The organism is Rhodococcus sp. (in: high G+C Gram-positive bacteria) (assembly GCF_049591685.1).
GTDB lineage: Bacteria > Actinomycetota > Actinomycetes > Mycobacteriales > Mycobacteriaceae > Rhodococcoides.
This window is the reverse complement of the sequence record NZ_JBAWFH010000250.1, coordinates 1-11,031: the sequence shown is the minus strand read 5'-3', so window position 1 is coordinate 11,031 and position 11,031 is coordinate 1. Positions and strand designations below refer to the sequence as shown.

Annotated in this window: 11 protein-coding genes; 5 read left to right on the top strand and 6 right to left on the bottom strand. The window is 64.0% G+C overall.

The annotated features are described in order from the left end of the window. Nucleotides 1-847: serine aminopeptidase domain-containing protein (locus tag WBQ44_RS10635; RefSeq protein WP_495566655.1), on the top strand; the 847-nt coding region annotated here is incomplete at its 5' end. On the opposite strand, the gene WBQ44_RS10630 is transcribed toward WBQ44_RS10635, so the two are convergent. Then, nucleotides 785-1,720 (bottom strand): oxygenase MpaB family protein, encoded by a 936-nt coding sequence (locus WBQ44_RS10630; protein WP_495566654.1) that lies wholly within the window; start codon nucleotides 1,718-1,720, stop codon nucleotides 785-787. The genes WBQ44_RS10635 and WBQ44_RS10630 overlap by 63 nt on opposite strands. Before the next feature lie 5 nt (nucleotides 1,721-1,725). Continuing rightward, on the bottom strand, nucleotides 1,726-3,222 hold the full coding sequence (locus WBQ44_RS10625; protein WP_495566653.1) for an aldehyde dehydrogenase family protein: 1,497 nt from the start codon (nucleotides 3,220-3,222) through the stop codon (nucleotides 1,726-1,728). A gap of 166 nt (nucleotides 3,223-3,388) precedes the next feature. Here WBQ44_RS10625 and WBQ44_RS10620 point away from each other — a divergent pair, with 166 nt between their 5' ends. Together WBQ44_RS10620 and WBQ44_RS10615 are read left to right on the top strand one after the other, a co-directional pair. Beyond that, complete coding sequence (locus tag WBQ44_RS10620; protein WP_495566652.1) at nucleotides 3,389-4,531, top strand: acyl-CoA dehydrogenase family protein; 1,143 nt, start codon at nucleotides 3,389-3,391, stop codon at nucleotides 4,529-4,531. Nucleotides 4,532-4,596: 65 nt separating this feature from the next. Then, the gene (locus WBQ44_RS10615) at nucleotides 4,597-5,193 is read left to right on the top strand and encodes a GntR family transcriptional regulator (protein WP_495566656.1); all 597 of its coding nucleotides are present in this window, start codon (nucleotides 4,597-4,599) and stop codon (nucleotides 5,191-5,193) included. Nucleotides 5,194-5,197: 4 nt separating this feature from the next. On the opposite strand, the gene WBQ44_RS10610 is transcribed toward WBQ44_RS10615, so the two are convergent. Beyond that, complete coding sequence (locus WBQ44_RS10610) at nucleotides 5,198-5,920, bottom strand: TetR/AcrR family transcriptional regulator (RefSeq protein WP_495566651.1); 723 nt, start codon at nucleotides 5,918-5,920, stop codon at nucleotides 5,198-5,200. An 87-nt stretch (nucleotides 5,921-6,007) separates the two neighbouring features. Between WBQ44_RS10610 and WBQ44_RS10605 the strand changes: the two genes are divergently transcribed. Then, nucleotides 6,008-6,826 (top strand): oxygenase MpaB family protein, encoded by an 819-nt coding sequence (locus WBQ44_RS10605; RefSeq protein ID WP_495566650.1) that lies wholly within the window; start codon nucleotides 6,008-6,010, stop codon nucleotides 6,824-6,826. Between the two features lie 7 nt (nucleotides 6,827-6,833). Here the strand turns inward: WBQ44_RS10605 and WBQ44_RS10600 are convergent, their stop codons facing one another. Genes WBQ44_RS10600 through WBQ44_RS10590 form a run of 3 tightly spaced genes read right to left on the bottom strand, consistent with a single transcriptional unit; the run spans nucleotide 6,834 to nucleotide 10,132 of the window. Further along, the gene (locus WBQ44_RS10600) at nucleotides 6,834-9,188 is read right to left on the bottom strand and encodes an FdhF/YdeP family oxidoreductase (protein WP_495566649.1); all 2,355 of its coding nucleotides are present in this window, start codon (nucleotides 9,186-9,188) and stop codon (nucleotides 6,834-6,836) included. 52 nt (nucleotides 9,189-9,240) lie between these two features. Beyond that, nucleotides 9,241-9,501: an acyl-CoA-binding protein gene (locus tag WBQ44_RS10595; protein WP_495566648.1), complete on the bottom strand. Its 261-nt coding sequence runs from the start codon at nucleotides 9,499-9,501 to the stop codon at nucleotides 9,241-9,243. 49 nt (nucleotides 9,502-9,550) lie between these two features. Then, the gene (locus WBQ44_RS10590; RefSeq protein ID WP_495566647.1) at nucleotides 9,551-10,132 is read right to left on the bottom strand and encodes a TetR/AcrR family transcriptional regulator; all 582 of its coding nucleotides are present in this window, start codon (nucleotides 10,130-10,132) and stop codon (nucleotides 9,551-9,553) included. 53 nt (nucleotides 10,133-10,185) lie between these two features. Here WBQ44_RS10590 and WBQ44_RS10585 point away from each other — a divergent pair. Next, nucleotides 10,186-11,031, top strand: an 846-nt coding sequence (locus tag WBQ44_RS10585) for an oxygenase MpaB family protein (protein ID WP_495566646.1), incomplete at its 3' end; no start/stop codon positions are given.

Genomic DNA, 11,031 nt, shown 5'->3' with positions numbered 1-11,031 from the left:
CAGTGGTCCGACCGACCGCAACGGTAACCAGGCGGGCGGCATCAACCCCAACACGCTGGGATACATAGCGGACACGCTCGGCGAGCGGGGGATCGCCACGTTGCGGTTCGATAAGTTCGGCAGCGGGCGCACCGGTACCGCAGGCCTGGATCCCGCGAATCCGCCAGGATTCGTCGAGCAAGTGGATGCGGCAGCAGCAGCACTGAATATTCTCGGTGAGCGCACCGGAATTGCAGCGGGCGATCTGGCCGTGCTCGGCCACAGCGAGGGCTCGCTCACCGCACTGTCGTTGAAGCAGCGCGGAGCAGAGTTCGACAAGATCGGCTTGCTCGCGCCGGCGGCTGTTCGGTACCTGGACCTGTTGTCGCTTCAGGTCGGCGCCTCTATCGACCGCGGGGTGGCGTCGGGCCAGGTTGCGCCCGATGTCGCGGACGCCGATCGTGAGCGTCTGGCACAGACGATCGACGCGATCCGGGCGGGTATTCCTTTGCCGTACCCCGAGGATCCGATGTTGACCTCTCTCGGATTCGTCCCCGTCAACGTACGCTTCCTTGCCGAGATCGACTCCGTGGATGCACCGTCCATCGCGTCGTCCCTGCCGGCCGAGACCGACGTCCTGATCACGTGCTCGGAGAAGGACCTCAACGTCTCGTGCGATCAGATCGACGCACTGCGCGATGCAGCGGCCGCGACCGACCTGCAGTACGCGCAGTTCGCCACTGCGTCACACACTCTCGGTGAGCTCGGTCCGGTGCCCGCCACCGGTCTGGACGTGTACGTGCCGCTACCGATGTCTGTCGAGTTCCGCGCTGCGCTCGACGAGTGGACGGCCGCTGCTTTCGGCTGAGTGCGGGCAGGCCATCGAGCCCAGGTCCGACGGCCGGTAATTCCCCGGGTAGCCCGGGTAGGTCTTGTTGCCGCCGTCGTCGGTGGTGCGGGAGTGCCGACGCTTGGGTAAAAAGCGTTCGACCCGGGCTTTGGTGCGGAGTCCCGCGACGGCGGCGCGTTCGAGCGTGCGATTGCCGGCGGGAAAGCCGAAGGCGTTCGCCATCCGGTCGTCCATGAGTGCGTACACGCCTTGTTCGACGGCCGGGCGCAACGACGAAGGAAACCACGAACAGAACAGGTCGAGGGTGTACGTGCCTACCCTGTGATTGTCCTCGGTGTAGCGGAAGGTCCGCTCCTCGTAGTCGAGCTTGAATGTCGCGAACTCGGTGTACGACTCTGGAATGTGCTTGATACCCATGCGTATTCCCACCTGACGGTAGAAGTGGAACGTCGCCAGGCGTTCCTTCGGGTGCAGCCTGCGCCACCCGTACTTGTCGATCCACTCGATCGGCTCGTAGACGAAGGTGGAGAGCACGTACAGCATGTCGTCGTTGGAGATGTCGTACTGGGAGTGCATACGGTTGACCGTCCGCAGCGACTCGCGTCCGCGCGGCGAATCGTAGCCGTGCTCGAGCATCTCGGCCATCAGCAGTGATGTGTCGTCGTATCGTTTCTGCGGCCTGTCCCGAAACTCGCCCGACTTTTCGAGAACCGCGGAAATCGTCGGCACACAATAGGTTCGGAAGAGGGCGAATTCGAGCGCCCGCTGATAGTCCCAGGGAAATTCGTAACCGGCCGTGATCCGGTGAATCGCCTGGCAGTCCGTTTCGGGATCGAGTTCCTCGATGCGTCGCAGCCAACCGAATCGGCCGCGCTTCGGCGTGACCTCCACCTCGTTCAGCCCCGCCCGTGACGCAGTTTGAGCATCAGCACGGAAATCTTCAGGTCGCGTGCCTTGCGCTGCATCGTCAGCAAGTTGAGCGGTGCTGCAAATTTCTGCACCGCAACCGATTTGACCGTGCTGAACTCGCGGAGTCCGTCGGCGCCGTGGATGCGTCCGAATCCGGAATCGCCGGTGCCGCCGAAGGGCAGCGCCGGAATGCCTGCGAAACCGAGGACCGAATTGACGGTGACGACACCGCAGTCCAGGCGTTCCGCCGCGTGAGTACCCGCTGCTCTCTCCTTCGTGAACACCGATGCGCCCAGTCCGTAACTCGACGCGTTGGCACGCTCGATGGCCTCGTCGAGATCGCGAACCTTGTTGACGACGACGGTGGGGCCGAATGTTTCCTCGGTGATGGCCGTCGAATCCTCGGGGACGTCCGTGAGGATGACCGGGTCGATGTAGGGGCCGTGCAGCGACTCGAGCCCGCCGAGAACGGCACGCCCGCCCTTCGCCAGGGCATCCTCGATCTGGCCACGGACGATGTCGCGCTGCTTGCCCAGTGTCATCGGGCCGTACGACGATGTCTTGTCGCCACCCGGCTTCAGTGCCTTCACCGACGCCGTCAGCTTGCCGACGAACTGGTCGTACACCGGCGCCGCGACATAGATGCGCTCGACGCCTGCGCAGGTTTGGCCGGCGTTGCCCATGGCTCCGAAGGTCGCGAATTCGACTGCGGCGTCGATGTTCGCGTCGGCGTCGACGAGCATGGCGTCCTTGCCGCCGCATTCGGCGACGAGCGGTGTCAGCGTCTTCGCGCAGGTCGCCATGACCTTTTTTGCAGTGGCCGTCGAGCCGGTGAAAGCGATCTTGTCGACGCCGGAGCTGCAGAGGGCCGCGCCCGTCGCGCCATCGCCGGTGATCGTCTGGAAAACCGGGTGCGCCGGAGCCAGCGACTCCCACTTCTCGGCGAGCCACACGCCGACGCCCGGCGTCAGCTCACTGGGCTTGAACACCACGGCGTTGCCTGCGGCAAGCGAATATGCGATCGAGCCCATCGGTGTGTAGAGCGGGTAGTTCCACGGTCCGATCACTCCGACGACACCGAACGGCCGGTAGCCGACGAACGCCTGCTGGTTGGCGCTGATCAATCCCGAGGAGACTTTGCGCTGCTTCAGGATCTTCTCCGCGTTGCGAGCGGCCCAGTCGATGTGTTCGACACCCAGCATCACCTCGAGGATCGAATCTTCCTCCGGCTTACCGGTTTCGGCGGCGATGACGGCTGCGAGACCCTTGGCGTCCTTGGCTATGGCCGTCTTGTATTCGAGGAGCCAGCGTTTGCGTCCGGTAAAGCCCTGTACGTCCCACCACCGCGCTGCCGATCGTGCGCGGTCGACTGCCTGCTGGACCTCGGTGGCGTCAGCGACGGGGTAGCTGGCGAGCACCGTGTCCGTCCGCGGATCGAGGCTGTCGAAGGTGTGTGCTTTCGTCGCTGCGACCTGGTCCGTCATGAAGTCTTCCTTCGGCTCTGTCGTGGTGCGGGCAGTCGAGAGGCTGCGCCCGGTAAATCGCATCACATATATTTGATGTGATTTACTGTTGTCGAGCTCACACTATGCGTCGCGTCAGGTCCCGACAAGTCCTCTGCAGGAAACACCCGAGAACCGGAGTACTCCGATGAGCATCGATTTCACCCAGGAACAAGAATCATTCGCGGAGGCCGTCGCTGCCTTCTGCAAGCGCGAGGCCGGTACTCGCGAACAGCGAGACGCCCTCACCGAGAACGGTCAACACACCCACAATCAGGCGCTGTACGAGAAGATGGCCGAACTGGGCTGGCTCGGCTCGACCATCCCCGAAGAATTCGACGGTGCCGACGGCGGTGCGGTCGACATGTGCATCCTGCTCGAGCAGGCAGCGAAGGGGATGGCACCCATCGGGGGTATCGGTCCGACGCTCATCACGGGCGCCGCGTACGAGAAGTTCGGCACGCAAGCGCAGAAGGAGGCCGTCCTCGGCGGCATCGTGACGGGTAGGAGTTACTCCATCTCGATGTCCGAGCCCGAAGCAGGCTCCGACGTCGGCAACCTGAGCTGCCGTGCCGAGAGGACGAGCGACGGCTGGATCGTGAACGGTCAGAAAACGTGGTGCTCCAATGCTCATTTCGCCGACCGGATTCTGCTGGTCGCCCGAACGGGCCGTGGGGGAGGCAAACACGAGGGTTTGACGATGTTCGATGTGCCGGCCGACGCCGAGGGGTTGAACATCGTCGGCATCGGCACGATGGGCGGCAAGGAGGTCAACGATCTGTACTTCACCGACTGCGCACTTCCCGAAGATTCTGTTGTCGGAGTGGAGGGTCAGGGCTGGGGCCAGCTGATGACGGGGCTCAACATCGAACGCCTCATCCTGGCGGCCATGATGCTGGGCACCGCGCAGCGCGCGTTCGACGACACCCTGCAATTCATCACTCAGCGCAAACAATTCGGGCGTCCGGTCGGCACTTTCCAGGCGCTACGGCACCGCGTTGCCGATCTTGCGACGGAGATCGAGTGCGGCCGACTGCTGGTTTATCACCTCGCGCGTCTCGTCGACGAGAACCCACAGAAGCTGTTTCCGCGGGAAGCGTCGATGGCCAAGCTCAAGCTGACGGAGACCGCCAAGAAGGTCGCGCTGGAGGGGATGCAGATGATGGGCGGTTACGGCTACGCCACCGAGTTCGACATGGAGAAGCACGTCCGCACAACGCTGGTATCGTCGATCTACGGCGGCACCAACGAGATTCAGCGCGACATCATCGGCAAGACCTACGGGTTGTGACCGCTACGCTCAGGCGCCGGCCGCAGCTCTCGGAAGAGGTCGCCGGACACGTTCGCAACCAGATCATGTCCGGGGCGCTGCGGCCCGGAGAGTTCGTTCGCATCGACGAGACAGCACTCGAACTGGGCGTCAGCGCTACCCCGGTCCGGGAAGCGTTGGTCACGCTGCGCGGGGAGGGCCTGGTCGATCAGGTTCCAAATCGTGGCTATCGCGTGGGTGAACTGTGCCGGGAAGACATCGAAGACATCTTCTGGCTCCAGGGGACCATCGCCGGCAAGCTCGCTCGTCGCGCTGCACGCATCATCACACCCGCTCAGATCGAACAGTTGACGGCACTGAACAGCCGGCTCCGGGATGCGGTCATGCGCGCCGACGCCGACGCCGTGGAGATCAGCGAATTCGAGTTTCACCGTTTCATCAACAAGCTCGCCGGAGGATCGAAGCTTGCGTGGTTCCTGTTCGGTGCCATCCGCTACACGCCCGCGCGGTTGTACGCGTCGGATCCGTCGTGGGGCCGAGAGTCCGTGCACAGCCACGAACTCCTCATCGCTGCACTGAAGCGAGGCGACCTCGACGCCGTCGGAGAACAGATGCGTCGCCAGTTCGTCGACGGAGCGGAGCGGCTGATCGCACACCTCGAACGAGTCGGACTCTGGGCCTAGTCGCCTACGACCCCTCGCCTTCCGGCAGCTCCTCGCCTTTCGGCAGCCCTTCGCCTTTCGGCAGCCCTTTCCTCGTCGCCAGCCCTTTCCTCGTCGCCAGCCCCCTATCTGTGGACAACCATTGCGGCGCAGCGGCCAAAAGCAACATCGAGCAGTGCTCGACCACCGCGTCCTCGTCGAGGTCGAGGCGCGCGTCCAGCCAAGCCGTCAGCACCTGGGCGAACCCGCCGACGACGAAGTGGGTCGTGAGATCGAGATGCTCGTCGTGTTTTCCGCCGTAGAACTCCGTCGCTTGTGCAGCGAGCAATCCGGCGAACATCTTGGTGGACTCCGCACGTTTGGCGGCGAGCACGTCGTTGCTCAAGGTGGCAGAGAACAGCAGGCGCCCGCGTCGGGGATCCTCGGCGACGAGGCGCACCACGGTGGCCACGGCTGCGCGGACACGTTCGTTCTCGGATGCCGGCGAGGCGGCGACCGCCGCAAGCGTGGTGGTCGTGATCTCGGCGACGACGCGGTCGTACACCGCTTCCATCAGGGCGTTTCTATCGGGGAAGCTCTCGTAGAAGTAGCGCGACGCAACCCCGGCTCGGCGGCAGACACCCCGGACACTCAGCTCGGGCTCGGTGCTACCTAGCAGGTCGAGGCCGGCTTCGACGAGGACCCGACGGCGCTCGGCCACGCGCGCCGAGCCGTCGACTCCGCCGTACGTGCGCGGGGATTGATCCATGCAGACATCTTGACACCGTTCGGTCGACGCGCCTAGCGTAATCTGCACACACCCGTACTCAGATACTCGCCGAAGGGCGGTCCACCTATGACAACGGACAACGAACTACTGCGTAAGTCGATGACCGGCGTAGGGCTCCTCGCCGGCGGGGCGAACGTGATCATGCAGCTCGGGCATCCTGCCGTCGGATACGGCGTCTACGAGAGCACCGTCGAGACCGGGCAGATCAACCGGCATCCGCTCAAGCGCACCCGCACGACGCTCTCGTACCTCGCCGTCGCGGGCATGGCCGAGCCCGAGGTCAAAACCGCCTATCGCAAGGCCACCAACAGATCTCACGCCGCCGTCAGGTCGACCACGGACAGCCCGGTAAAATACAACGCCTTCGACCCGCATCTGCAACTGTGGGTTGCCGCGTGCCTGTACCGCGGTTTCGAGGACGTCTACCACGCGCTCTACGGCGAGCCGGATGCCGACTTTCTCGATGAGATGTACCAGCTATCTCACGTGCTGGGCTCGACGTTGCAGATGCCGCGCGACATGTGGCCCACCGATCGGGTCACGTTCGAGAAGTACTGGGACGCAGCACTGAACGACGTGCACATCGATCCGACCATTCGTGCGTACCTGTACGGAATCGCGTCGGCGACCTTCGTCAAACCCAGGGTGCTGCACCCGCTGATCGGCCCGTTCATGCGGTTCGTCACCACGGGCTTCCTACCCGAACGCTTTCGCGACGAGATGGAATTGCCGTGGGACCCGGTCAAACAACGCAGGTTCGACCAATTGATCCGACTACTCGCGGTGGTCAATCGAGCAACACCCGGAGTCATCCGTCAGATGCCGTTCAACATCCTGCTGTGGGACGTGCGTACGCGGATACGGCAGGGCCGTAAGCTGGTCTGATCTTCGCTCAGCTCAGGTGCGGCGGCTGCGGATGGTCCTTGTGGCCCTCGTCGGAGCCGACTTCGTCCTGGCTGCCGCGGTCGTTGTCCTGATGGGCCGAACCGGCAGGGACCAGCTTGATCACCACGGACTTCGACGTGGGGCAATTGCTGTCCGTCGCTGTCGAATCCAACGGCACGAGTGGGTTCGTTTCCGGGTAGTACGCCGCCGCGCAGCCGCGGGGAGTGTCGTATTCGACGATGCGGAACTGCGACGCGCACCGCTCGACGTCGTCGTCTTCCCACCTGGTGACGAGGTCCACGAAGTCGCCGTCGCGGAATCCGAGGGCAGCGATGTCTTCGCGGTGCACGAACACGACGCGCCTGCCGCCTTCGATGCCGCGGTAACGGTCGCTGAGGCCGTAGATGGTGGTGTTGAACTGATCGTGGCTGCGCAGCGTCTGCAGCAACAGATGGCCGTCCGGAACGTGCAGTACCTCGATCGGAGATGTCGTGAATTCACCCTTGCCGGAGGGGGTTTCGAAGGATCGCGAGTCGCGCGGCGGGTGCGGGAGGATGAAGCCGCCCGGCCGTCGCACATTGACCTCGTAGCCCTCGCAGCCGTTGACGACGCGGGAAATGTGCGAGCGAATGTTGCGGTAGTCCTCGCGCATACCCTTCCAGTCGATGCCGTGTCGGTTGTCGAGTGTTGCTTCGGCGATGCCGGTCAGGATCGCGACCTCGGACTTCAGGTGAGGGCTCGCAGGCTTCAGCGGTCCGCGTGAGCTGTGCACCGAGCAGGTCGAATCCTCGACGGATATCCACTGCGCGCCCGACTTCTGCACGTCTTTCTCGGTCCGACCGAGTGTCGGGAGGATGAGCGCGGTGTCGCCGGTGACGAGATGGGAACGGTTGATCTTCGTCGAGATGTGCACGGTCATACGTAGTTTGCGCATGGCCTCGAACGTGACGTCCGAGTCCGGTGTCGCCTGAACGAAGTTGCCGCCGAGCCCGAGGAAGAACTGGGCCTTGCCGTCGCGCATCGCCCGGATGGAATCGACGGTGTCGAGCCCGTGTTCGCGGGGAGGGTCGAAACCGAATTCCTTCGCGATGGCGTCGAGGAAATGTTCGGGTACCCGCTCCCAGATACCCATGGTTCGGTCGCCCTGCACGTTGGAATGCCCGCGAACGGGGAAGAGCCCAGCGCCGCGCTTGCCGATGTTGCCCTGCGCGAACGCAAGATTGGTAACTTCCTTGATGGTGGCGACGGCATTGCGGTGCTGTGTCAACCCCATCGCCCAGCAGTACACGGTTGCTGTGGAGTCGCGAATCATCTTCGCGGCCTCGGTGATCTGCTCGCGGTCGAGACCGGTCGAGGAGGTGACGACGTCCCAGTCGACGGCGGTAACGCCTGCCCGCCAACCGTCGAAGCCGGTGGTGTACTGCTCGACGAACTCGTGGTCGATGGCGTCCCACTCGACGAGCAGCGAGCCGATCGCCTGGAAGAGCGCGAGGTCGCCGTTCACCTTGATCGGGAGGTGGAAGTCGGAGAGATCCGTGCCGGGTCCGACCATGCCGCGCGGAGTTTGTGGGTTCTTGAAGTTGAGCAGGCCCGCCTCGCGCAGCGGGTTGATTGTCAAAATCTTCGCGCCGTTCTGCTTCGCCTTCTCGAGCGCGGACAGCATGCGCGGGTGATTGGTGCCGGGGTTCTGGCCGGCGATGACGATGAGTTGGGCGTCGTACACATCTTCGAGAGTGACGCTGGCCTTACCGATACCGATGGTTTCCTGCAGCGCGATCGACGTCGATTCGTGGCACATGTTGGAGCAGTCGGGCAGGTTGTTGGTTCCGAAAGCGCGGGCGAAGAGCTGGTAGACGAACGCGGACTCGTTCGATGCGCGCCCCGACGTGTAGAAGATGGCCTCGTCCGGAGTGGCAAGAGAGCGCAGTTCGTCGCCGATGAGCCGGAACGCATCGGCCCACTCGATCGGCTCGTAGTAGCGAGCGCCGGGAAGCTTGACCATCGGATGCGTGATGCGGCCCTGCTGGCCGAGCCAATGCTCGCTTCGCGCGTCGAGATCGGCGATGCTGTGGCGCGCGAAGAATTCCGGGGTGGCGCGAGTGGTGGTTCCCTCCTCGGCAACCGCCTTGGCACCGTTCTCGCAGAACTCTGCGACATGGCGATGGCCGGGATCCGGATCCGGCCATGCGCAACTCATGCAGTCGAAGCCCTCGGCCTGATTGAGGTCCAGAAGCGTCTTCGCGGTGCGCACCGGCCCCATGTGGCCGAGCGCTCGCTTCATCGACACCGCGACCGCCACCGGTCCGGCCGCATGAGTCTTCGGCTTCTCGATATCGAGGTCGGCTTCGGTGTAGTCGCGCATGCGGGTCCTCTCGGTCGTGCCGACCGCGCCCTTGGGGGTGTGGGCTGCCGAGTTACTTGCCCAGCAGGCGAGTAACCAGGTCGACGTACGACTGCTTGGCGGAATCCTGGCTCGTTCCTTGCAGTTTCGCCCATGCGTCGTACTTGGCGCGGTTGACCATGTCCAATCTACCCGGTCGCTTACCCTCGGCGTCGCCCTTCGAACCCTGCTTGAACAACGAGTACAGGCTCAGCAAATCGTCGTTGCTCGGCTTGCTGGTGAGGGTCTTGACGTCGATCTGTGCCTGCTGGAACGACTGTTCGAGTTCGGACATGGGTGTGACTCCTCGGGTTGGGTTTTGTCGATCATGGCACGTCGGCGGATCATGGTACGTCGGCGCGCGCCGGGAGTCCGGCATCGGCGACGAGTCGAACGCAATGCGCGAGGAACCTCCCGCGCGGGGTGGTGATCGAGCCGTCGAGGTAGCCGACGAACAGGGCGGTGAGCGCTCCGACGACTCCGACGGCAATCAGGTGTTGCTCGTCGGCGTCGAGCGTCGTCAACTGGGCCCCGACCAGATCCACGAAGCTCGGCACGAGCGCTTTGCCGCTACCGCCGATGGCGGGCTCGGACAGCGGAGCCAGGAGCAGGACCCGTCCGAGGTTCGGATTGTCGAGAACCAGCTCGACGAACGCCCGCACAGGGGCCTCCGCTTTCGCGCGCCCGTGTGCGGAAGCGACGGCGTCCGCGATCGTGGACGTCGCCTGCTCGCCGACGTGTGCGTAGACGGCTCGGACGAAGGCATCGCGATCGGTGAAGCTTTCGTAGAAGTAGCGTTCGGTGAGCCCGGCGAGACGGCATGCTGCGCGCACAGCGACCTTGGGGCCGTCCGGCGCTCCCAGAAGCTCGATCCCGGCCGCGAGCAGCGCGTCATATCGGTGCGCTCGCCGTTGATCGATATTCACCGTCCTCCTCGAAGCCATTGACTACGCTTGTTGTCAGATCCTAGTCTGACAACATGCGTAGTCAGACTCCCTCCCCTGTGAAACCGGGCGGCGAACGACCTGTGCCCTTGGGCCCCGAATCTCTGACCTGGAAGTACTTCGGGGACTGGCGGGGAATGCTGCAGGGAGTCTGGGCAGGGTCGATGCAGAACATGCATCCGGGCCTCGGCGCGGGCGTCGAAGAGCACTCGATCTTCTTCGACGAACGCTGGCAGCGTCTCTACCGCTCGCTCTATCCCATCGGGGGAGTGGTGTTCGACGGCGACCGAGCCGAAGAGACCGCGCTGGCAGTCCGCGGGTATCACGCCAACATCAAAGGAATCGACGCGCAGGGCCGTCGCTATCACGCGCTCGACCCCGACACATTCTACTGGGCCCACGCCACGTTCTTCATGGGCACCGTTCTCACGGCCGATCACTTCATGGGCGGCGTCACCGAGGCGGAGAAACGGCAACTGTTCGACGAGCACGTGCAGTGGTACCGCCTCTACGGCATGAGCATGAAGCCGGTACCGGACACCTGGGACGACTTCCAGCTGTACTGGAAGCGCATGTGCTCCGAGGTGCTCGAAGACAACAAGGCAACACGCGATGTTCTCGATCTGTCGGGTCTGGGTGCGCCGCCCTATGCGTCGTGGATACCCGACGCGGTGTGGTCGATTCTGCGGCTGCCCATCTCGCGCGGGTTCGTGTGGCTGACGGTCGGTCTGTACGACCAGCCGGTGCGAGATCTCCTGGGGTACGAGTGGACCGGACTCGACGAGACGGTGTTTCGACTGACGGGAAAGGCGGTGAACGCCGCGTTCTCGCTCGTTCCGCTGCGCTACCGCATGCATCCCCGCGGACGGGCAGGCTGGGAT